This window comes from Simplicispira sedimenti (genome assembly GCF_022760965.1).
Taxonomy (GTDB): Bacteria; Pseudomonadota; Gammaproteobacteria; order Burkholderiales; family Burkholderiaceae_C; genus Simplicispira; species Simplicispira sedimenti.
This window is the reverse complement of the sequence record NZ_JAKVIJ010000006.1, coordinates 168,581-189,979: the sequence shown is the minus strand read 5'-3', so window position 1 is coordinate 189,979 and position 21,399 is coordinate 168,581. Positions and strand designations below refer to the sequence as shown.

17 protein-coding genes are annotated in these 21,399 nt (G+C 66.1%); 7 read left to right on the top strand and 10 right to left on the bottom strand.

Features of this window, described 5'->3' with window-relative positions; translation table 11 throughout:
* The first annotated feature begins 210 nt into the window (after positions 1-210).
* The 3 genes from MJ602_RS08835 to MJ602_RS08825 are packed head-to-tail and all read left to right on the top strand — an operon-like array spanning position 211 to position 5,773.
* A complete protein-coding gene (locus MJ602_RS08835) occupies positions 211-2,673 on the top strand; it encodes an ATP-binding protein (protein WP_243020399.1) in 2,463 nt (820 codons plus the stop codon).
* Positions 2,670-3,044, top strand: coding sequence for a response regulator (locus MJ602_RS08830; RefSeq protein WP_162014940.1), 375 nt, complete (start codon positions 2,670-2,672; stop codon positions 3,042-3,044). The genes MJ602_RS08835 and MJ602_RS08830 overlap by 4 nt, the downstream gene beginning before the upstream one ends.
* Positions 3,044-5,773 carry a two-component system response regulator gene (locus tag MJ602_RS08825; RefSeq protein WP_243020398.1) on the top strand — a complete coding sequence of 910 codons (2,730 nt, stop codon included), beginning with the start codon at positions 3,044-3,046 and terminating at the stop codon, positions 5,771-5,773. Before MJ602_RS08830 ends, MJ602_RS08825 begins: the two co-directional genes overlap by 1 nt.
* Here the strand turns inward: MJ602_RS08825 and MJ602_RS08820 are convergent.
* Genes MJ602_RS08820 through MJ602_RS08800 form a run of 5 tightly spaced genes read right to left on the bottom strand, consistent with a single transcriptional unit; the run spans position 5,748 to position 10,821 of the window.
* On the bottom strand, positions 5,748-6,251 hold the full coding sequence (locus MJ602_RS08820) for a hydrogenase maturation protease (protein ID WP_243020397.1): 504 nt from the start codon (positions 6,249-6,251) through the stop codon (positions 5,748-5,750). The two genes, MJ602_RS08825 and MJ602_RS08820, sit on opposite strands and share 26 nt — an antisense overlap.
* Positions 6,248-7,747, bottom strand: coding sequence for a Ni/Fe hydrogenase subunit alpha (locus MJ602_RS08815; protein ID WP_243020396.1), 1,500 nt, complete (start codon positions 7,745-7,747; stop codon positions 6,248-6,250). Before MJ602_RS08815 ends, MJ602_RS08820 begins: the two co-directional genes overlap by 4 nt.
* A complete protein-coding gene (locus MJ602_RS08810; protein ID WP_243020395.1) occupies positions 7,747-8,322 on the bottom strand; it encodes an NADH-quinone oxidoreductase subunit B family protein in 576 nt (191 codons plus the stop codon). Before MJ602_RS08810 ends, MJ602_RS08815 begins: the two co-directional genes overlap by 1 nt.
* Positions 8,309-9,019: a 2Fe-2S iron-sulfur cluster-binding protein gene (locus MJ602_RS08805; protein WP_243020394.1), complete on the bottom strand. Its 711-nt coding sequence runs from the start codon at positions 9,017-9,019 to the stop codon at positions 8,309-8,311. Before MJ602_RS08805 ends, MJ602_RS08810 begins: the two co-directional genes overlap by 14 nt.
* On the bottom strand, positions 9,016-10,821 hold the full coding sequence (locus MJ602_RS08800; protein ID WP_243020393.1) for an NAD(P)H-dependent oxidoreductase subunit E: 1,806 nt from the start codon (positions 10,819-10,821) through the stop codon (positions 9,016-9,018). The genes MJ602_RS08805 and MJ602_RS08800 overlap by 4 nt, the downstream gene beginning before the upstream one ends.
* A 274-nt stretch (positions 10,822-11,095) precedes the next feature.
* Between MJ602_RS08800 and MJ602_RS08795 the strand changes: the two genes are divergently transcribed.
* Genes MJ602_RS08795 through MJ602_RS08785 form a run of 3 tightly spaced genes read left to right on the top strand, consistent with a single transcriptional unit; the run spans position 11,096 to position 16,082 of the window.
* Positions 11,096-14,317, top strand: coding sequence for an EAL domain-containing protein (locus MJ602_RS08795; protein ID WP_243020392.1), 3,222 nt, complete (start codon positions 11,096-11,098; stop codon positions 14,315-14,317).
* 42 nt (positions 14,318-14,359) lie between these two features.
* Positions 14,360-15,649 (top strand): THUMP domain-containing class I SAM-dependent RNA methyltransferase, encoded by a 1,290-nt coding sequence (locus tag MJ602_RS08790; RefSeq protein WP_243020391.1) that lies wholly within the window; start codon positions 14,360-14,362, stop codon positions 15,647-15,649.
* A complete protein-coding gene (locus MJ602_RS08785) occupies positions 15,636-16,082 on the top strand; it encodes a PIN domain-containing protein (RefSeq protein ID WP_243020390.1) in 447 nt (148 codons plus the stop codon). Before MJ602_RS08790 ends, MJ602_RS08785 begins: the two co-directional genes overlap by 14 nt.
* A gap of 9 nt (positions 16,083-16,091) precedes the next feature.
* On the opposite strand, the gene MJ602_RS08780 is transcribed toward MJ602_RS08785, so the two are convergent.
* Positions 16,092-16,754 (bottom strand): nitroreductase, encoded by a 663-nt coding sequence (locus MJ602_RS08780; RefSeq protein WP_243020389.1) that lies wholly within the window; start codon positions 16,752-16,754, stop codon positions 16,092-16,094.
* A complete protein-coding gene (locus tag MJ602_RS08775) occupies positions 16,751-17,587 on the bottom strand; it encodes a BUD32 family EKC/KEOPS complex subunit (protein WP_243020388.1) in 837 nt (278 codons plus the stop codon). The genes MJ602_RS08780 and MJ602_RS08775 overlap by 4 nt, the downstream gene beginning before the upstream one ends.
* Before the next feature lie 95 nt (positions 17,588-17,682).
* On the opposite strand from MJ602_RS08775, the gene MJ602_RS08770 reads away from it, so the two are divergent.
* Complete coding sequence (locus MJ602_RS08770; RefSeq protein WP_243020387.1) at positions 17,683-18,498, top strand: YecA/YgfB family protein; 816 nt, start codon at positions 17,683-17,685, stop codon at positions 18,496-18,498.
* A gap of 48 nt (positions 18,499-18,546) precedes the next feature.
* Here the strand turns inward: MJ602_RS08770 and MJ602_RS08765 are convergent, their stop codons facing one another.
* From MJ602_RS08765 to MJ602_RS08755, 3 genes are all read right to left on the bottom strand, one after another.
* The gene (locus tag MJ602_RS08765) at positions 18,547-20,235 is read right to left on the bottom strand and encodes a sensor domain-containing diguanylate cyclase (protein WP_243020386.1); all 1,689 of its coding nucleotides are present in this window, start codon (positions 20,233-20,235) and stop codon (positions 18,547-18,549) included.
* Positions 20,236-20,316: 81 nt separating this feature from the next.
* Complete coding sequence (locus MJ602_RS08760; RefSeq protein ID WP_243020470.1) at positions 20,317-20,739, bottom strand: CinA family protein; 423 nt, start codon at positions 20,737-20,739, stop codon at positions 20,317-20,319.
* 113 nt (positions 20,740-20,852) lie between these two features.
* Entirely contained in the window at positions 20,853-21,365 is a 513-nt protein-coding gene (locus tag MJ602_RS08755) for a phosphatidylglycerophosphatase A family protein (RefSeq protein WP_162014955.1), read from the bottom strand.
* Positions 21,366-21,399: the final 34 nt, after the last annotated feature.

The window sequence follows — 21,399 nt, the reverse complement described above, 5'->3', positions numbered from 1 at the left end:
CCAACGCGTTCCAGCCAGGCACCGTGGATACATTTTTGCCGTTGTTGTCCGACACGGTGCGCGCGTATCATGTTTTCGATGCAAGCGCGGGCGTCGAATGCCCGCAGGGAGGTTCGTTCCATGTCGCATCAACGCCGGGCTCGTGGGTTGGGTGTCGTCAGCCTTGGCGCCGTGAGGGGGGTGGCTTGCCTCTGCCTCTGCCTGTGCTTGGTGCTGGCGCCTGCCTGGGGTGCAGACAAGCTGCGCATCGGGGTGTACCAGAACAGTCCCAAGGTCGCCTTCACCGACGGGAAGGCCGAAGGCATTTTTGTGGATCTCTTGCAAGGCATAGCGCGGCAAGAGGGCTGGGAGTTGGAGTTTGTGCCCGGAACCTGGGCCGAAGGCCTGCAGCGCCTGGAGCGGGGCGAGATTGACCTCATGCCCGATGTGGCTCGCAATCCGGAGCGTGAAGGGCGCTACGCCTTCCATGATGAGCCGGTGCTGTCGAGCTGGAACCAAGTCTATACACGCAAGGACAGTCCGATCCGCTCCATTCTGGATATGCAGGGTCAGCGGGTGGCCGTGCTGGGCGGTTCCGTACAGGAGCGCCAGCTGGACGACATGGCACGCAGCTTCAGCCTGCAGGTGCAATGGGTGGTTCGGCCCGATTACGACGCCGCCTTTGACGCCGTGGCCAAGGGGCAGGCCGATGCGGTGGTGACCAACCGTTTCTATGGGGTGCGCAACGCCCCGCGCTACGGGCTGCAGGACACGGCCATCATCTTCAGCCCCTCACAGTTGTTCTTTGCGGCGCCGCGCAACGGTGACCCCGCATTGCTGCAGACCCTGGATCGCCATCTGCGGGCGCTCAAACAGGATTCTGACTCGCTCTATTTCCGCTCCTTGCGGCGTTGGGCCGTGGATGAGGTGCGCACTGCCACCCCGTCCTGGCTGCTGCCTGTGGGCTCGGCTGCTGGTGCCCTGCTCTTGGCCAGCGTGGTGGGTCTGTGGGTGTTGCGCAGGCAGGTGGCTGTCCGCACGGCGCAGCTGCGCAAGAACAACGGGGAGATTCAGGCGCTGGCCACGGAGAACGCCCGTCTGTACGAAGAGGCGCATGCCCACGCCAAGGGGCTGGAGGTGCGCGTGCAGGAGCGCACGGCCGAATTGGCCGCATTGGGGTCGTTCCTGCAGGCCATCATCGATCACATTCCAAATCCCATTTTCTACAAGGGGCCAGACCTGCGTTTTCGCGGATGCAACAAGGCCTACGAAGAGGCGTTTGGCGTCCTGCGTGCGTCGTTTGTGGGCAAGACCGTGCTGGAGCTGGACTACCTGCCCTTGTCCGATCGGCATGCCTACCAGGCTGAAGACGCGCGCGTTCTGGCCGAAAGCAGCCGCATTGCGCGCGAGGCCGCCATGCCTTTTGTGGACGGGCAGGTGCACCAGACCTTGTACGCCGTCAGTGGATTTCAGGACGCGGAGGGTCAGCCCCTGGGCCTGGTGGGAGTGATCGTGGACATCACCCCGATCCGGGAGGCGCAGGCAGCGCTCAAGGCTGCGCACGATGAGCAGGCGGCCATCTTCGAAGCCGTCCATTCGGGCATCGTGCTGTTGCAGGATCGGGTGGTGCGCCGCTGCAATGGCAAACTGGAGCAGATGCTGGGTTACAGCGCTGGCGAGTTGCTGGGCACGACACCGCAGGCTTGGTACACCTCCGAAGAGGCCTACCAGCAGGCGGGGGACATCATCTACTCGCTGGCGGGGCAGGGTGCGACGCACCAGCGCGAGGAACAGATGCGTCGCAAGGATGGAAGTCTGTTCTGGAGTCGCATCTATGTCCGCGCGCTCGATCCCTCCGATCTCTCGCGTGGCTTGGTGGGTGTGATGGAGGACGTGACGGCCGAGCGTGCCGCCAAGGAGGCGATGCGCCAGGCCAAGGAGGCGGCCGAGGCGGCAGACCGTATCAAGTCGGCCTTCCTGGCCACCATGAGCCATGAACTGCGCACGCCGCTCAACTCCATCATCGGGTTCACCGGCATCATTCTCCAGGGTCTGGCGGGCCCGTTGACGGCAGAGCAAAGCAAACAATTGGGCATGGTGCGCGACAGCTCACGTCACCTGCTGGCGCTCATCAACGACGTGCTCGACATTTCCAAGATCGAGGCGGGTGAGCTCAAGGTTTCGCGTGAGCCCTTCGATCTGGTGCATTCGGTTCGCAAGGTGCTGGACATCGTGCGTCCGCTGGCCGACAAAAAACACCTGCAGTTGCGGGTGGAGGTGCCCCAGGGGTTGGATCACATGCTCAGCGACGCGCGGCGGGTGGAGCAGGTAATGCTGAACTTGCTGAGCAATGCCATCAAGTTCACTGAGACCGGTCATGTGGCATTGCGCGTGTCGTGCTTTGACGAACCATCGACAAAGGATGGCGACGTACGCACCATGGTGCGCCTGGATATCAGCGACACTGGCATGGGCATTAGGGAGGAAGACATGGCGCGCTTGTTTGCACCCTTCCACCAGATTGACTCCGCGCTGTCACGCAAGCACGATGGAACCGGGTTGGGCCTGGCCATCTGCCGTCGTCTGGCCGACCTGATGGGTGGGCGTGTCGAGGTGGCCAGCACCTGGGGACAGGGCAGTACCTTCACCATCGTGCTGCCCATGCAAGCGCCTGAGCAGGGGGAAACCGCATGAACCGCCGCATTTTGATGATCGAGGACAACGCGCAAAACCGCTACCTCGCGGGTTTTCTTCTGGAAGCCAGTGGTTGGGAAATGGTTCATGCCGAAGATGGACCCAGCGGGCTGGCGTTGGCGCGTACGGTCGATCCGGTGCTGATCCTGCTGGACATCCAGCTCCCCGGCATGGACGGCTATGCGGTGGCCCAGGCATTGCGCGCGGATCCGCGCAGCGCTGCAGTACCCATCGTTGCGGTCACCTCTTACGCCATGGCTGGTGACCGTGAGCGCTGTCTGGCGTCCGGTTGCGACGGCTATATCGAGAAGCCCATTGACCCGCAGACGTTTGTGGCGTTGGTCGAGCGCTTCGTGCCGGAGGCCCGGTGATGCGTGCCCTGGTGGTGGACGACCGCGAAGAGAACCGCTACTTGCTGTGCCAATTGCTGCGCGGCCATGGCTATGCGGTGCAAGAAGCTGACCAGGGCGCCCAGGCCCTGGAGCTGGCGCGCGCGCAGCCCCCCGACCTCGTGGTCAGCGACCTGCTGATGCCCGTCATGGACGGCTACACCTTGCTGCGAAACTGGAAGGCGGACGACACCTTGTGCCGTATTCCTTTCATCGTCTATACCGCTACCTACACCGAACCCAAGGACGAACAACTGGCCCTCGACATGGGTGCCGATGCCTTCATCGTCAAACCCGCCGAGCCGGATGTTTTCATGCAGCGTGTGCAGGCGGTGATGGATGCGGCGTGGAAGCGCCAGTTGGCGCCGCGTGCCTCCACGTTGCCCGAGTCGGACATGCTCAGCATGTACAACGCCGTGCTGGTGCGCAAGCTGGAGCAGCGCAGCCTGGAGCTGGAGCAACGCCTGTCTGAGCTGAACCTTGCGCACCAGCGCATCGTGCGGCTCAATCGCCTGTATGCCGCGCTGAGTGAAACCAACCAAGCCATCGTACATACCAGCGACCGCAACACGCTGTTCAACCAGCTGTGCCGCATTGCCGTGGAGCGCGGTGGCTTGCGCATGGCATGGGTGGGGGTCGTGCACGACGAGACTGGTGAGGTGACGCCAGTGGCACGATGCGGCGAGGAACCGGCGTGGTTTGCACGTATGGCGCCGCTGGGTATGCGCGGACCATCACGCACGCTGGTGGAATGGTCGTTGGCGCGAGGGGAACCGTATCTCTGCAATGACTTGCAGGCCGATCCGGTGCTGGCGCCCTTGTGCGAAGACTACCTGCGCCACGGTTTTGCCGCAGGCGCATGCTATCCGTTGCGCATTGATGGGCGCGTCGTCGGAAGTCTGACGCTGTACGCCGCCGAGAGGGGGTTTTTCGATGACGAGCTGCGCAATCTGGTTCAGGAGATAGTCACGGATGTGTGCTTTGCCCTGACCAACTTCGAGAAGGAAACTCGTCGCAGATCGGCGGAGGAGGCGAATCGGCTCAGCAGCAGTGCAGTGCAGGCCTCGGCCAACGGCATCATGCTGCTGGCCCGAAAGTCCGATGCGCTGGTGCTGGAATATGTGAACCCCGCCTTTGAACGCATCACGGGCTACAGCGCTGCTGATGTACTGGGGCGGGACCCTGGTTTTCTGCTGGGGGGCGACGAGGGCCAGTCCGGTGTGCGTGAGGTGGCTGCTGCAATCCGGGAGCGGGGTGAAGCGCAGGTTGAGTTGAGCAACCAGCGCAAGGATGGCACGGTGTTCTGGTGCGATCTTTCTCTGGCCCCGGTACCCGATGACGCAGGACAGGTCACGCATTTCGTGGGCATCCTCAACGACATTACCGACCGCAAACGCTACGAAGAGCAGCTGGAGCGCCAGAACAACCTGGACGAGCTCACCGGCCTGGCCAATCGCAACCGGCTCCGGGAACGTGCCGACCTAGCCGTGGCGCTGGCGCACAAGCAGCATGGGAACGTGGCTCTGCTGTACCTCGATCTGGACAACTTCAAGCGTATCAACGACAGCCTGGGCCATGCCAGCGGCGATGCCCTTCTGCGTGCCGTGGCCGGGCGCATTGCCGCGCAACTGCGCGATTGCGACACGGCAGCGCGCATGGGGGGCGATGATTTCGTCATCGTGCTGCCCGACTTGGCCGACGCCCAGCAGGCCGCCATGGTGGCCCACCGCATCTTGCAAGACATTGCCCGGCCGCTGCAACTGCAGGAGCACGAGCTGACGCTCTCGGCCAGCATCGGTCTCAGCCTGTTTCCGCAGGACGGTGCCAACTACGACACCTTGCTGCGCAACGCCGACGCGGCCATGTACCGCGCCAAGGAGTCGGGGCGCAACACCTTGTGCTTTTACACCGCTGACCTCAATACCCAGGCACTGCAGAAGTTGGAACTCGAAGCCCGCCTGCGCCGTGCGCTGGAGCGTGGCGAACTGCGTCTGCACTACCAGCCGCTGATGCATCTGACCACCCAAACAGTCAACGATGTGGAGGCGTTGGTGCGCTGGCAGACGCAGGACGGCAAGCTGGTGTCACCGGCAGATTTCATCCCATTGGCCGAAGAAACGGGGCTTATTGTTCCCATCGGGCAATGGGTGCTGGAGACCGCCTGCCAGCAGGTGCGCCAGTGGCAGGCCCAAGGGCTGGAACTGCGCGTGGCGGTCAACCTGTCGGCGCGCCAGTTCCAGGACGAGGGATTGGTCGATAGCGTGCGCCAGGCGCTGCGCCAGGCAGGCCTGGGGGGCCGTCAGCTCAAACTGGAAATTACGGAGAGCGTGGTCATGCACAACGCCGAGCGGGCAAGCCAAACCCTGGCAGAGCTCAAGGCGCTGGGCGTGGGTGTGGCGGTGGATGACTTCGGCACCGGGTATTCCTCACTGGCCTACCTGCGGCGCTTTCCGATCGACCAGCTCAAGATCGACCGCTCGTTCGTACAGGACGCGACGGTGCACCCTGACAGTGCAGCCATCGTGCACAGCATCATCGGGCTGGCGCGCAACCTTCGCATGCAGACGGTGGCCGAAGGGGTGGAAACGGAGGAGCAGCGCGCGTTTTTGCAGGCTGCCGGTTGTGATCTGATGCAGGGCTACCTGTTCAGCAGGCCCTTGCCCGCGCAGGAGCTTTACGACAAGCTCATGCAGCCCCGGCAGGGCTTGTGAGCGCTGCGCATCCTGCGCACGCCAGCTGCTCGCTCACCCACGCCTGCGCCAGACGGTGTGCTTGATCCAGGTGTTGCTGGGCCTGGAGACTCAGGCCTTCGCCCAGGCCAAAGGCTGCGCCTTCGATGGCCAGCATCCATGCCGGTGGAGCGGTGCCCTGCAGCGCCAGCGTCAGGCCCAGCAGGGTGCGTGCGTCCAGCGCGTGGCTGGCAGGCGCCGGGCGCTCTGGACAGGGCTGCAGGCTGGACAGCTGCGCGCCCTGCACTACGCCGGGCCGCGCGGCATCGACCAGCAGCACGGCGCTGCGGCCCAGCAGGTCCAGTGTGTGCTCCACCTGGAGCTGAAAATCGCACAGCAATTCCACCTGGCCGCTCGCGTCCCATCCGTCGGCTTGCAGGCGCTCCAGCAGCATGGGGCCGAGGGCGTCGTCCCCCCGGCTGGGGTTGCCTACCGCCAGGACGAGCAGCGGTGCGCTCATGTGCGGCTGTCTTTGCGTTCGATGCGTCCATCGCCATGGCGCAGAACGCTGTCGCGCACCTGGCCTGCAGCGTCCACCAGCTGCACCTGCAGCGGCATGCTGCCCAGGGCATGCGTGGCGCAGCTCAGGCAGGGGTCGTAGGCACGCACGGCCACTTCCATGCGATTGAGCAGGCCCTCGGTGATGCTGCGGCCATCGAAATATTCCTGAGCTACCGCGCGCACCGAGGCGTTCATGGCTTGGTTGTTGTGCGTGGTGCTGACGATCAGGTTGCACCAGCGGATCAGGTCGTCGTCACCGATCTCGTAGTGGTGAATCAGCGTTCCGCGCGGCGCTTCGATCACGCCCACACCGGAGCGGTGTGTGGGCCTTTCGGCGGGCAGTGGAGCGGTGAGCGGGCCGGCCAGCAAAGCCTCGTCCTGCAGCAGCTCGGCGATCACCTCCATGGCGTGCAGCATCTCGATCATGCGTGCCCAGTGGTAGGCCAGCGTGCCCTGCACCGGCCCGTGTGCGACAAAGCGCTGGCGCTGTGCCTCGGCGCGCGGGCTGGGGATGTGGCTGCAGTTGTTCACCCGCGCCAGCGGACCCACGCGGTACCAGCCGGCCTCGCGCCCTTGGGCGCGCAGGTAGGGGAACTTCATGTAGGTCCAGGGCTCGACGGCTTCTTCGATCAGATCCAGGTAGTTGTGCACTGGCACGCCATCGTGCAGCAGCGTGCCCTGGGCGTCGCGCACGCGCAGGGGGCCGTCATACAGCTCCATTGCGCCTCCTGGCCCCACCAACGACATCCAGCCCGAATGGATGGCGCCAAAGTGCCCGTACAGCCCGGGCGCTTGGGCGTGCAACGTGGCCGCCAGCTCCACGGCACGCTCGCACCAATCCAGCATCTGAGGCACCTGTGCGGTCAGTGCATCGCGCTCCTCGCGCGTAGGTTGGCGGTTCACGCCACCAGGCACCGAACCGGTGCCGTGCACGCGCTTGCCGCTGGTCACACGGATCACCTCCTGGCCAAATTTGCGCAACAACACGCCCTGGCGCGCAATGTCGGGGTGCGCTGCGGCCACGCCCAGGATGTTGCGCTGCGTGGCCTCGCTGTCAAATCCCAGCAGCAGGTCGGGCGAGGACAGGTGGAAGAAATGCAGCGCATGGGACTGCATGACTTGCCCGTAGTGCATGAGCCGACGCACCACCTCGGCCGTGCGCGGAACGCTGTGGATGCCCAGGGCCTGGTCCAGCGCCTTGCTGGCGGCCAGATGGTGCGACACGGGGCAGATGCCGCACAGGCGCTGCACCATCACCGGCACTTCCCAGTACGGGCGCCCCACGATGAACGCCTCGAAGCCGCGGAACTCCACGATGTGCAGTCGTGCCTGCTCCACACGGCCTTGGGCGTCCAGCAGCAGTGTGATCTTGCCGTGCCCTTCCACGCGCGAAACGGGATCGATCACCACGCGGCGCGGTGCAGTGCTGGGGGTGGGTGGGGTGGTTGTGGACATCAGTCGTAGCGGATCAATGCGGGGTCGGCCTGCGGTCTGTGGCCTTGCACCACGGCGTGCAGGAAATCCCAGATCACCTCGGCGCTGGGTGGGCAGCCGGGCAGAAAGTGATCGATGTGCACCACTTCGTGCAGCGGGTGCACGCGTGCCAGCGGCAGGGGCAGCTCGGGGTCGTTGGGAATGGCGCTGCCGGGCGCCAGGCCGGGTCGGTTGTTTGCGTACACCTCGGTCATCAGCGTTCCTACGTCCAACCCGTTGCGCAGCGCAGGCAGGCCGCCGTTGATGGCGCAGGCCCCCACGGCCACCAGCAGCGTGCACTGGGCGCGGAAGGCGCGCAGCACCTCCACGTTCTCGGCGTTGCACAGACCGCCTTCGATCAGGCCCACGTCGCAGGGGCCGCAGCGCTTGATGTCGGTGAGCGGCGATCGGTCCAACTGCACATGGCCCGCCAGGGTGAACAGGCGCTCGTCGATGTCCAGCAGCGACATGTGGCAACCAAAGCACCCGGCCAGCGACACGGTGGCCACACGCAGCGGGCGGCCTGCAGGGGATGGGGAGGGCTCAGGTGGGACCATGGTCGGCGTCCTGGGGCAAGGGCGGTGGCGGTGTGGTGTCGCAGTGGCGCTGGCCAATGGGGATGGCAAAGCCGCGCCGCTTGGGCAGCAGCGCGCCCACCGGGCAGATGTGGGCAGCGTGGTCGTCTGCCTGCAGCGCACTGGCACCCAGGCGGCCATCGGGGGCGTTGACCAGCAGTTGCGTGTGCGCGCCGTAGCCGCCGATGGCGAACACGTCCTTGCCATCAAGCTCGCGGCTGGCCCGTAGGCACAGTTTGCACAGGATGCAGCGGTTGTGGTCCAGCCACAGGTCGGGGTGGCTGGCGTCCACCGGACGCTGGGGCATCAGCAGGTCGTGGCGCATGTCGGCCATGCCCAGGGCGTAGGCGGTGGACTGAAGCTCGCAGTTGCCGCTCTTCTCGCAGCCGGGGCAGTAGTGGTTGCCCTCGACAAACAGCATCTGCGTGATCTGGCGGCGCAGGGCGGTGAGCTCGGGCGTGTGGTTGTGCACCTCCAGCCCCTCGCTGGCGCGCGTGGTGCAGGCGGCGGTCATGCGCCCATCGACCTGTACCGTGCACAGGCGGCAGGCACCGCTGGGCGCCAGTTGCGGGTGCCAGCACAGGTGCGGCACCTGGTGGCCTGCACGGGTGGCGGCGGCCATGAGCGTGTCACCGTCCTCGAAAGGCACGGGGGCTCCGTCCAGGAAAAACTGCTTCATTCCAGCGTATCCAAATGGGCTTGTGCGTCGTTGCGGCCGGTGGCGCGGCGCGCGGGGGCGAGTTCGGCGTCCAGGTCGAAGCCGGGCACCAGGTGGGACTGCGGGCTGCGCGCGGCAAAGGCGGGGCCAAAGCGCTGCAGTGTGTCGCGCAGCGCATGGGTGGCCGTGGCGCCCAGGCCGCAGTGGGTGGTGCCGTGCATCAACTGCTCCAACGCATGCAGCTCGTGCAGATCCCAGGGGGAGCCGTGGCCCAGGGCGAGCTTGTCCATGCGGCGCAGCACCAACTGCGTGCCCACGCGGCAGGGGGTGCAAAAGCCGCAGCTCTCGTGGGCAAAAAACTGGGCAAAGTGGTGCGCCACCTCGAACATGTCGCGCTGTGCGCCAAACACCATGAAGGCGCCCGCCGTCGGCACATCTTCAAAGCCCAGCCGGCGCTTGAACTCGGGCGCGGCCAGGCAGGTGCCCGAGGGGCCGCCCACCTGCACGGCCTGCGGCTCGTGTGCCCCGCAGTCGTGCAGTACCTGTGCCACGCTCACGCCCAGCGGGTATTCGTACACGCCGGGCCGGGCGCAGTCGCCGCTCACGGAGTGGAGCTTGGTGCCCGTGCTCTGAGGGGTGCCACGGCCCTTCCACCATGCGCTGCCTTGCAGGGCGATGTGCGCTGCGGCGCAAAAGGTCTCCACGTTGTTCACGCAGGTGGGCTGGGCCAGGTAACCCTGTTCCACCGGAAATGGCGGACGGATGCGAGGGGTGCCGCGCTTGCCTTCGAGCGACTCGATCAGCGCGCTTTCCTCGCCACACACGTAGGCACCGGCCCCCACATGGATGTCGATGTCGAAGTCAAAGCCTTCGATACCCAGGATGCTCGGACCCAGCAGGCCATGTTTGCGGCGGCGTGCCAGTACGGCCTGCAGCGAAGGCAGCAGGTAGCGGTATTCGCCGCGCAGGTACAGAAACCCCGTACGCGCTCCCAGCACGCGGGCGGCGACGGTCATGCCTTCAAACACGGTATCGGCCTGGCGGCTGAGCAGCACGCGGTCCTTGAAGGTGCCGGGTTCGCCCTCGTCGGCGTTGCACACCACCACGCGGGTGTGGCCGGGGGCGAGCGGTGCATCGCGGCAGGCCTGCCATTTGCGCGCCGTGGGAAAGCCCGCACCGCCCCGGCCGCGCAGGTTGGATGCGGCCAGCTCGTCCAGTGTGGCCTGCGCTCCGCGTCCACGCACGGCACGCAGGGCGCCGCCCTCCAGCGCCGGGCTGCCCAGCAGCACGTCGGCTCGGCGGACATGGTCTTCCACCTGCATCCACTCTGCTGGCCAGGCGCTGGGGGGCTCCTGCGCCAGGATGCGCTGGGCGAGTTCCTGCACGCGGGTTCCGTCCATGCGGGTGAGTACCTGCTGCTGGTTCAGCAGCAATGCGGGGCCCTGGTCGCCCAGGCCGGTGCATGAGGTATAGCCCACGCTGGCCAAGGCACCGGTCGCGGCGGCAGCACCGGCCTGCACACCCAGGGCCTTGCACAGTTGCTCGGCCAGGGAGCGGCTGCCCAGCATGCGGTCGGTGGTGTTGTCGCTCCACAGCAGGTGGTAGCGGCCCACGGGCTGCAAATGGAAGAAGCGGTAAAAGCTGGCCACGCCGCGCACGGTGGCAACGCCCAGGCCCACGCCCTGGGCCACCTGCTCCAGCACGGGGGCGGGAAGCCAGTGCGTGTGTTCCTGCACTTCGCGCAGGATCTGTACCAGCCTGTGGGCCTGGCCTGCGTGCCTGTGCAACACCTGGGCCACGGTGTCTTGCTGCGATGGTTCCATAGCGGCCTTTGCGTGGGAAAGAGGGGCGTGCCCTCATGCCTGCGGACAGCAGGGCGGCGCCTGTGCGAACTGTTGCAGGAACCGCCTGTCCAAGGCAGTGTAGCGCCAGGAAACGTGCTGCGCGCGGAACCAAGTGGTGGGGGCTTCAGGGCCAAAGGCGCCGCTGTCGCGCAGTGGCGCACGCTGCCGTAAGTCAGCCCGCATAATGGACATCCCGAGCAAACGTGGAGCTTGCGAAACGGCGCCGCGTTTTCTGCTAACCGACCCTGCTGAGATGTTTGCCCGACTGCGGAACTCCCCCATTGGCCAGCGCATGATGCTGGCGCTGGCATTGCCGATTGCGGGTTTTCTGATGTTGGCCCTGTGGGGGGTGATGGACCAGCAGCGCGTGGCGGATGACATGCGCCATTTGCATGCCATGACGCATCTGGCCACCAAGGTCAGTGGACTGGTGCATGAAATCCAGCGCGAGCGCGGCCTGTCGGCGGCTTTTCTGGGGTCGAAAGGCCTGGACTTTGGCGCAATGCAGGCGCAGCGCCATGCCGCTACCGATGCGCAGGCAGAGCTGTTTTCTCAGGCACTTGCGCAGCTTCCCACGGAAAGGTTTGCACCGCGCCTGAAAAAACGCATTGCCGAAGTCCGGGATGATCTGGCCAACCTGTCGGCCTGGCGTCTGGAGGCCACGCAGCTTCAGGTGGCGACGGAAGTGCAGTCCGCACGCTACAGCGCGTTGATCGATGCCCTGCTTGGCATCGTGCGCGAAATGCATCTGATGGGCAACGGTGCGGAGCTGTCGCGTGCCATTTACGCATATGTCAATTTAATGCAGGCCAAGGAAATGGCGGGCATGGAGCGGGCCTTGGGGGCCACCTATTATTCGGCGCCTCGAGGGGACGCAAGTGCTCGGCAGGTGTTTGTCGGATTGACGGAGCGGCAGTCCCATTTTCTGGAGCAGTTCCGTTTCTTTGCTGACCGCGAGCAGACGGATTTCCTGGAGCAGGCGCTGTCCAACGACAATCTGGCAGAAATTGAGCAGATGCGGGCCGGGGTATTTCTGGGCACATCGGGAAAGGCGTCACGCTCCACCAGAATCGTGACCCGCTGGATCGATCTGGCCTCCTGGAAGATTGACCAGATGAAGCGGGTGGAAGACCGCGTTTCGCAGGATCTGCTGGACGCCACCCTCCGCGCCCAAAGGGGTGCGGAAAAAGTCGTCTTGTGGAGCGGCGGCGCAGCCTTGGTGGCGATGGCGCTGACCCTTTTGATCGCCGGTGCCCTGGCGCGCGGCATCATCCACCCGATACGGCGCATCACTGCCGCCATGAACCGCTTGGCGGCGCCGGATGCACGCGTGGATGCCGTGCAGGTGACGGATCAGGAGCGAGGTGACGAGATTGGCGATATGGCGCGCGCTTCGGTCGTCTTCCGTGACAACCTGATCCGGATTGCGCAAACCGAAGAGCGCTTGAAACACGCTGTCATTCAACGCCTGCACCACAAGGCGCTGGGGGCTATTTCGCAGGGCGTTCTGATCGTCGATGCGCAAGACAAGACCACGTTTGTCAATGCGGCCATGTGCGCCATCACGGGGTACCTGGAGGCCGATGTTCTTGGCCGTCCGCCCGGTTTTCTGTGGACTGACCTCCAGGGCCGCAACACGCTGTGGGACAGCGCCGGTGCGCCCTGCACGTTGCAGGGCAAGCGCAGCGACGGCCAACTGTTCTGGTACGAAGCCACGGTCAACCCGGTGGCAGGCAGCCAGGGCGAAGCGACGCACCGCGTGGTGGTGCTGCGCGACATCACCGAGAGCCGCCGTATCGAGCAGGAAATGCGGATCGCCGCCACGGCCTTTGAATCGCTGCACGGCATGATCGTGACCGATGCACACGGCATCATTCTTCGGGTGAATCGTGCGTTCACCCGGATGACGGGCTACATGCCCGAAGAGGTGATCGGGCGTACGCCGGCCATGTTCAAGTCCGGCCATCACGATGACGACTTCTACGTCGGCATGTGGCAGTCGCTGGCCGACAGGGGCGCGTGGTTCGGCGAAATCTGGGACCGGCGCAAGAATGGCGAGGTGTACCCTCTGCTGCAGAGCATTTCCGCTGTGCGCGGCGACGATGGGCAGGTCACACACTATGTGGCGGCGTTCTCGGACATCAGCGAGCGCAAGGAGGCCGAGGAAAAGATCCGCCATCTCGCGTTCTATGACCCGCTCACCCGCCTGCCCAACCGGCGACTGTTGCTCGACCGCCTGCAGCAGGCCATGGTGCTGGGTGAGCGCACGGGCAACCACGGGGCGCTGCTGTTCATTGATCTGGATGAGTTCAAGTCGCTCAACGACACCCTGGGCCACGATGTGGGCGACCTGCTGCTGATGGAGGTGGCCCGTCGGCTCCAGGAATCCATCCGGGCCAGCGATACGGCCGCCCGACTGGGGGGCGATGAGTTCGTGGTCATGCTCGAAGAGCTGTCGGCCGACGCAAGCGAGGCCGCCGAGCAGGCGCGTCGGGTGGGTGAAAAGGTGCTCGTCACACTCAACCAGCCCTACCATCTGGCGGGCCATGAGTTGCGCAGCACGCCCAGCATCGGGTTGACGCTGTTCGAAGGGCGGAAGGCGACCATCGATGAACTGATGCGCCAGGCCGATCTGGCGATGTACCAGTCCAAATCGGCGGGACGCAATGCGCTGCACTTCTTCGATCCGCAGATGCAGGCGGCCGTATTCCAGCGTGTGCAGCTCGACAATGATTTGCGCAGCAGCCTGGAGCAGGGCGATTTTCGCCTCCACTACCAGCCGCAGGTCGATATCCACGGCAAGGTGGTCGGTGCGGAGGCCCTGCTGCGCTGGCATCACCCACGGCGGGGCATGGTGCTTCCGGGCGAATTCATTGCCCTGGCCGAGGAAACGGGATTCATCCTGCCCTTGGGGCAATGGGTGCTGGAAACGGCATGCCAGCAATTGGTCGAATGGTCCGAAAACGAGACCACGGCAGCGTGGACCTTGTCGGTCAATGTCAGCGCCCGCCAGTTCCATGAGCCCGCGTTTGTCGAGTCGGTTCTGAAATGTCTGCGTACCACTGGGGCCCAGCCCTCGCGCCTGCGGCTGGAGCTGACGGAAAGCCTGATGCTTCGGGACGTTGAGGATGTGATCGCCAAGATGGAGCAGCTCAAGGCGCATGGCATTGGTTTTGCGCTGGACGACTTTGGCACCGGCTATTCCTCGCTGACCTACCTGCGAAGGCTGCCGTTGGACTTGCTCAAGATCGACCGATCCTTTGTGCGCGATATCCTGACCGACCCGAACGTTGCGGCGATTGCCCGCAGCATTGTTGTCCTGGCCCGTGATCTGGGTCTGACGGTGGTGGCCGAAGGGGTGGAGCAGACGGGGCAGTTCGAATTCCTGGTCGGGCAGGGCTGTGGCGGCTACCAGGGCTACCTGTTCGGCCGACCCGTGCCCGCCCAGGAACTGCGGGCGTCTGCATCGTCTTGATCCTGCCTCCACAGGCGCAGGCCTTATCCTTGGGGGCTGCCTATGAACCAACTCCAAATATTTCTGCCCTGCGCCGCTGGCGTCGAGGGCTTTCTGGCCGACGAGGCCCACCGTACCACCGGCCTGGCGGGTGAGGACCTGCTCACCGGGCGCGGTGGCGTGCTGCTGCGCGCCTCCTGGCGCGATGCGCTGCTGCTCAACCTGCACAGCCGCCTCGCGCAGCGCGTGCTGGTGCAATTGGCGCACCGGACCTATCGCAGCGAAAACGACCTTTACGAACTGGCCAGCAGCGTGGCCTGGGAAATCTGGTTCACCCCGCGCCAGAGCTTCAAGGTCGAAGTCACGGCCCAGCACAGCCCGCTCAAGAGCCTGAACTTCGCCGCGCTGCGCGTGAAAGATGCCGTGGCCGACCGCTTCCGCGCCAAGAGCGGCGTGCGTCCCGACGTCAACACCCAGTGGCCTGATGTGCGCATCCACCTGCACCTGACGACCGATGAGGCCACGGTCTATATCGATACCTCGGGCGAGCCGCTGTTCAAGCGCGGCTGGCGCGAGGACAAGGGCGACGCACCGCTCAAGGAAACGCTGGCCGCTGCCATGATCGCCGCCAGCGGTTGGGACCCGCATGGCGAGGCCCCCGTGCCGCTGTACGACCCCTGCTGCGGCAGCGGCACCGTGGTCATCGAGGCGGCGCAGATTGCCTGCCGCATTGCGCCCGGCCTGCGTCGGCGCTTTGCCTTTGAAAAGCTCCTGCCCTACCAGGCCCATGTCTGGAATGCTATAAAAAACGAAGCTACTAGCGCAATACAGGCAAGCCCTGTCGGCATATTTGGCAGTGATGTTTCGCACCGTATGGTCGATTTCGCCCAGCGCAACGCCGAGCGCGCTGGTGTGGCGCAGGCCGTGCAACTGCGGGGCGGCGACGCGCTGCAGCGCATGCCGCCCTGCGAGACACCGGGCGTGATGCTGCTGAACCCGCCCTACGGCGAGCGCATTGCCGCCGCCGGTGCCGCGGGGCAGAACGCCACGCAGCGCGCATCGCTGCGCGCCCAAGGCTCTGCACAGGGGCGTGAAACCGCGCACACCGACGATGGCGGCGAGTTCTTCAGCCAGTTGGCGGCGCACTGGAAGAAGCACTACGCCGGTTGGTCCGCCTGGATGCTCACGCCCGACCTCAAGCTGCCCGGCAAGATGCGTCTGAAGGAGTCGCGCCGCGTACCGCTGTGGAACGGCCCCATCGAATGCCGCCTGTTCCGCTTCGACATGGTGCGCGGTGCAGTGCGCGCGCGGCCCCAGGGCAGTGCGCCGGAGTCCGCCGATGGCGGCACCTGAGCCCGGCGCGGCGGCAGCACGCGCGCTGGTGCTGGACACCAACATCGTGCTCGACCTGCTGGTCTTCGCCGATGCCGCCGTGCAACCCCTCAAGCCCCTGCTGGCCAGCGGCGCCCTGCGCTGGATCGCCGCGCCCGCCATGCGCGTGGAACTGGAGCGCGTGCTGGGCTACCCCCAGATTGCGCCGCGCCTGGACTACTACGGCCTCAGCGCCGCGCAGGTGCTGCAAGCGTTTGACGGGCAGACCCATACCGTGGCGCCCGCACCGCGCGCCAGCGCCGTGTGCAAGGACCCGGACGACCAGCAGTTCATCGACCTGGCCGTGCAGCATGGCGCGATCCTGCTGAGCAAGGACCAGGCGGTACTGCGCCTGCGCAAGCGGCTGATGGCGCTGGGGGTGGAGGCCACGCCCAGCCTGCAGACCATGGGCTGAGGCGGCGCCTCAGTCAAACCCCCGCATCTCCCCCCAGGCCTCGAACGGATCGCGCTCGCTGCGCCATTGGTTGATGGCCGCGCCCTCGTCGGGCCAGCCCAGCGCCAGGCCGGCAAACAGCAGGCGTTCGGGTGGCAGGGCCAGAAATGCGCGCACGGGTTGGGAGCGGAACGCCCAATACTCCTGCGCACAGGTGCCCAGGCCCTGCTCGGTGGCCAGCAGCATCACGGTCTGCAGGTAGATGCCCAGGTCGGCCCATTGCGGTGGGCCCATGCGCCGGTCCATGCTGATGAAGATGCCCGCGGGGGCGCCAAAGAACGCGGCGTTCTTCTGCATCTGCTGCAGGCGCGCCTCCCGCTCCTCGCGTGGGATGCCGATGGCAGCGTAGAGCTGCTCGGCATTGCGCCAGCGTCGCGTGCGGTAGGGCTCCCACAGCTCGGGCGGATAGACGGCGTACTCGGGCTCCTCCTGCATGGGTGCGGTGGCCACGAGGTGCAGCAACTGCGCCAGCGGCTCGCCCGCCAGGGCGTGCACATGCCAGGGTTGCAGGTTGCCACCCGAAGGCGCGCGCGCGGCCTGCTCCAGAATGCTGCGCACCATGGCAGCCGGTGGTTGCTCGGGCTTGAAGGCGCGCACCGAGTGGCGCTGGCGTACGGCGTCGGAAACGTTCATGGTGTCGCAGCAGCGTTGGAGGAGGGGTTCAGCAGATCGTAGGCGGCGCGGGCGCGCTGCAGGTCGCGCCCCCAGCGCCGGTCTTGCGGGAGGTGGCGCAGCCAGGCCAGGCGTTGGGCAGTGGTGGCCAGCAGGGCGCTCAGTGCAGCAGGCTGCTCGGCCAGCCAGTGCACCCAGACTGCCCGCGCTTCGGGCAATGCACCGGCCTCGCGCAGATACAGTGCCGTGGAATGCACATAGCACAGCGCATCGCGCGCCTGGCACAGCGCCAGCGGCAGGCTGGCCAGGGGGTCGTCTTCGAAGTCGATAAAGCCCAGCACACCGTCGGGGCAACGCACCAGGTTGCGGGCAAAGGCCTGGCTCAGGCAAGCGCCGCGCGCATGCACGGCCTGCAGCGCGGCCAGCCCTTCTTGCCACCGGGCCAGTACGGCCTGCGGGCCTGCGGCGCTGGCGGCCTGCATTTCGCCATCAAATGACGGGGTGGCCTCGCCGGGGCGGCCCAGGTGGCGCAGCAGCAGGCCTTCGGGCTGCTGGGCCAGCACCTCGGGCACACGCAAGCCCAGGGCGGCCAGGCTGTGCAGGCGCCGCGCCTCGGTCGCGATGGCGGTGCTGCCACCCAGGTTGGGCACCGGGCGCAGCACCTGCAGCCGGGTCAGCCAGGCCAGCAGCCCCAGCACGCGGTAGCGCGCCATGCTGTGGCGTGGGCCGGCCTTCTTGAGCCAGACCTGCTCTGATCCCAGGCGGTAACTGGCCACGTTGGGGGTTTGCAGTGCGTACTGGTCGCGCAGGAAGGCGGCGTAGTCGGGCGGGGAGGTGGCGGCGGTCAGGGTCATCGGTGCATGGGTGGGCGGCTACACTTGCCGCCGTGCGCACGCCGCACCCCGCGGCTTTGCATCCGGCAGCGCCCCGGGCATCATAAAGTGCACCGATGAACGCTGAATCCCCTGCCCACAGCCCGGCCCTGGGCCCCGACGAGCTGGACGAGCTCGACACCCTGCTTGACGACCTGCGCACACGCGCCGAAGAAATCCCCCAATGGGAGTTCTGCGACGGCTTTCTGGCCGCGCTGGCCTGCATGCGCCGCCCCGTGCCACCGGCCGAGTTCCTGCCCATGCTGCTGGGCGACGGCCTGCCGCTGGAGGTGGCCGAGGGCGAGCCTCTGCCCGTGCTGGAGGCGTTTGCCGACGCTGCGCAGCAGGCCCGTTTTCTGGAGCTGTGGACACGCCGCTGGGACGAGGTGCAGCGCCAGCTCGATGCGCAGGTGCAAAGCCTGGACGAAGACGAAGCCTACGCCCCCGAAGCCATGGACATGCGCGGCGCCATCGCCAGCCTGCCCGAGGCCGAGCGCGCCGAAATGCAGGGCCAGGAGATCCCCTCGTTTGGCCAGATCTGGGCGCTGGGCTTCATGTTCGCCGTGGAAAACTGGCCCGAGGAATGGGCTGCGCCGCGCGACAAGGAAGCCGCACAGTGGCTGGACGATGCCATGGAGCACATCGTTGCGCTGACCGAGGACGACACCGGCAAGCCCGAGGTCTGCATGTACAGCGACGACGGCCCGCCCAGCACAAGCATGGCGCGCGTGGAGGCTTTCGGCGAGGCCATCTGGGCCGTGTACGACCTGCGCCAGCTCTGGCGCAGCCTGGGCCCGCGCCAGGAACCCGTGGTCAAGCCCGCCGAGCCCGGTCGCAATGACCCCTGCTGGTGCGGCAGCGGCAAGAAGTTCAAGAAGTGCCACGGGGCCTGAGGAGCGCCAGAGCTGGAGGAGCCTCAAGCCATTTGCTTCGTGCGGGAATCAGCCCAGAACGACGCGGTTGCGCCCTGCCGCTTTGGCTTGGTAGAGGGCCGCATCGGCGCGCTCGATGGTGGCCGCAGCACCGGGATCGTCTGCCTGCCAGACGCTGATGCCAACGCTGACCGTGATATGCCCAGGCCCCGGAAATTCGGCTTGGGCGATGGCCCAGCGGGCTTTCTCGGCCACTGCCATGGCGCTTGCGCCATCGGGGGTGTGCGGCAGCAGGATGACGAATTCTTCGCCGCCGTAGCGTGCCACGAAGTCCACGGACCGGATGGTTCCGGTCAGCAAACGCGCCAGCTCCTGCAAAACGGTGTCACCCGTGGGGTGGCCATAGGTGTCGTTGACTTTCTTGAAGTGGTCAGCGTCAAGCAACAGCACGGCGAAGCCTTGGGAGGTTCGACGGGCAGCGTCAAAGCATTCCCTCAGCTTGTCATCAAAGCGGCGGCGGTTGTACACGCCGGTCAGTGGGTCGTGCGTGGCCAGGTGTTCGAGCGCGCGGTTGGCTTCTTCCAGCGCCTCGGTGCGTTGCTGTACCAGGGCTTCGAGCGACTGGTTGACGGCTTCCAGCTCACGCTCGTGCGCCAGCAGTGTCCGGGTCATCGAGCGGAGGGATTGGCACAGTTGGTCTACTTCGATCAGTTGCCCTTTCTCCGGGAAATCCGCCTGACTGTCTCCGTTTTCGATGCGGTGCGCGGCCTCGGCCAGTTGTTCGATGGGGCGGCTGAACGACAGTGCCAGACGCAGGGCCACCGCACCGAACGCCAGGGCGGCCAGAAAACCCAGCGCCAGCAACCGGTTGCGCATGGCGTGAGCGGGTTCCAGGGCCTGATGCAGGGGCTGACGCACCACGATACTCCAGCCCAGATTCCTGGAAGTGCGTGAATCCACGGCAACCATGCTCGTCAGGTAGTCCAGGCCGTCGTCCCAGCGCACTTCGGTGGTGCGTTGGTTGCGGTCGGTGTGCAGCTCGGCCGGAAGCTGAACCTGGTGGGCCAACTTCTGGGGGTAAAGCACGATCCCTTGTGCGTTGGTGATCAGGATTTCGGCGCCACTGTCCCGCGCACTTTGGTCGAACGCCGTCTGCACTGTCTGGGTCACCCAGCGCCAATGGATGTGGGCGCCCACCACGCCGACCAATTCACCGCTGTAGTCACGGATCGGGGCGGCAAAATCGATGAAGCGCAGCGGTTCCCCGTCGGGTGGTTTGGGCAGCATCTTTTCCAGAAGCAGGGCTTCGTGCACATCCCCTGCATAAACCCCTGAGCGGGCAGCGATGAACCAAGGCCGTTGGGCCACGGACTGCCCTTGCAGCAGACCATCAACGGCCTGGATGACCTTGCCCTGGGGATCGACCACGCCCAGCCATGCGAATTCCTCACTCAACGCGCGCCGTCGCAAGAGAGACGGCAACAGGTCGGGGTGTGTCAGGTCGCCGCGCGTGAAATGTGGCGCCTGGCTGAGCAGGATAATGTCCTGTTCACGTTCGCGCAGGCCTGCTCCGAGCAGGTCGGCGGCCGTCAAGGCCATGGCGTGGACGGCCGCCCCGGCAGAGGCCGCCATTTGCTGCGTGGCCAGCCGACCCACATACAGTCCGACGCACAGCAGGGTGAGCAGCGACAGACCGCTGAACCAGAGGGTGAGTTGGCCCCGCAGGCTGCGGAGGGAGAACGTGCGCGTCTGGGCCATGGGCAGATTGGAATGCAGGGCCGCTTCAGTGTAGATGGAGCGCGGCGTCAAGGTGCATGCTGCGCGGAGTCGGGTAGTGCGTCAAGACCTCAGCAGGTGGGCCAGTTGGGCCAGTGCGTTCCACACGGTGGCGCCGCGTACGGCGGCGCGGTCGCCCGCAAACTGGCAGCGCTCGCTGTGCGTGTGCCCGTCCACATGCCAGGCCAGCCAGACGGTGCCCACGGGTTTGTCGGCGCTGCCACCGCTGGGGCCGGCCACACCGGTGACGGCCACGCTGACCTGGGCGTGCGAGCGGTCGATGGCGCCCTCGGCCATGGCGCGGGCCACGGGTTCGCTCACGGCGCCATGCTGCGCGATCAGCGCGGCGTGCACGCCCAGTAGTTCGGTCTTGGCGGCGTTGGAGTAGGTCACAAAGCCGCGCTCGAACCATTGGCTCGACCCCGCCAGGTCGGTGCAGGCGGCGGCGATCATGCCGCCCGTGCAGCTCTCGGCCGTGGCCAGCATCTGGCCGCGCGCCAGCAGGCGGGTAGAAATATCAATCAAAATGGCCTCCGGCGCTTTACCATCAAGCGCCAGTAGCTCCTGATTTGATAGCAAATGTGGTGCGGCAGGCTGGCTCACCAGAACCTCCACAGCGCAATCACCAGCAGCGTGCAGAAGGCGGCCACGAAGTCGTCGAACAGAATGCCCCAGCCGCCGCGCCATCCAAAGCCCTTGAACAGGCTGTCGGCCCAGGCCACGGGGCCGGGCTTGGCGGCGTCAAAAAAGCGGAACAGCGCAAAGGCCGCGAACTGCCCCCAGAACCCCATGGGCATGGCCAGCCACAGCACCAGCCAGAAAGCCACCACCTCGTCCCAGACGATGGCGCCGGGGTCGGCCACGCCCATGTGGCGTGCGGTCACGGTGCAGGCCCACCAGCCGCCCAGGGTACTGAAGGCGATGAGCAGGCCCATTTGTAGGGGGGTGGCAAACCAGGCCTGCAACACCAAAAAGGCCAGCCAGGCCCACAGCGTGCCCACCGTGCCCGGCGCCTTGGGCGAGAGGCCTGCGCCAAAGCCCAGGGCGATGCAGTGGGCCGGGTGGGCGAGCAGGAAGCGCGGGCCAGGGCGCAGCGAGGGAATGGCGCTCATTGGACTACCTTCGTGCTTCGCACTGCGGTGCGAG